Origin of the sequence: Methylobacterium sp. J-077 (assembly GCF_022829365.1) — a bacterium.
Lineage (GTDB): Bacteria > Pseudomonadota > Alphaproteobacteria > Rhizobiales > Beijerinckiaceae > Methylobacterium.
In genome coordinates, this window is sequence record NZ_JAKSYJ010000061.1 from 1 (window position 1) to 802 (window position 802).

Below are 802 nucleotides of genomic sequence, written 5' to 3' on the forward strand. Positions count from 1 at the left end.
CTTTGCGACCGTCTCCACGACCAACATCCCGCGCAAGCCTCCCGTTCGAGCCGGAAGGCATTGTGGATGACTTGTCCTGGGGGTCCCGTTTGGACGCCGATCACCCCGAGAACGGGGTCCTTATTCCACGCCTAATCACAGGCATGAACGGATTTCCGGCCCGAGAGCGGTCAGACACGGGGTTGAACTAGGTCCTAAACCGCCATCGCGGATAACCGACCGCTTGGGGCAAATTCGCACGGTTCCCCGTCCCCCTCGTGACGTACATCGTGTGAGCGCGGGGCATGGGCCCCGTCGATTTAGCGATCGTGGGCGTGAGGGGCGAGAGGGGCGAGAGGGGGCATCTGAACTCTCCTTCAGGGGATAGCCGACCCGATGACGCCTGACGGGAAAAAGCCTGGAGGACCGTGGCGCCGCAGCTGCACCGGCCTTGGAAGCCGTGCAGGCCGACCTCACCTTGGCCTCATGGTCAACGCTTTTCCGTCGTCAGCTTCGCCACGGCGCTGGGACCCTGGTACGCGGAATGCGTCGCATCCCATGGCCTGACGGAGCGCTGCGCCGGGATCCGCATGCTCGACAGCCCGTTCCGGGATGTCTGCGCTGTGCAGGACGAGAAGGAAGGGCTGCTCGTCGACTTGGCCTGCAGGGCCGTTGCCGAGGACCAGGCCGATGTCGTCATCCTCGCCGGGGCACCACTTGCCGGGCTCGCGCCGCGGGTCGCGGATCGGATTCCCGTACCGGTGGTCGATCCCATCGCTGCGGCAGTGAAGCAAGCGGAGGCCCTTATCGCGCTCCGCCCCCG

The 802-nt window shown here is 65.8% G+C and carries 1 pseudogene; it reads left to right on the plus strand.

The annotated features are described in order from the left end of the window. Positions 1-467: 467 nt before the first annotated feature. Positions 468-802, plus strand: a pseudogene (locus MKL11_RS03595) (aspartate/glutamate racemase family protein); the annotation flags it as partial.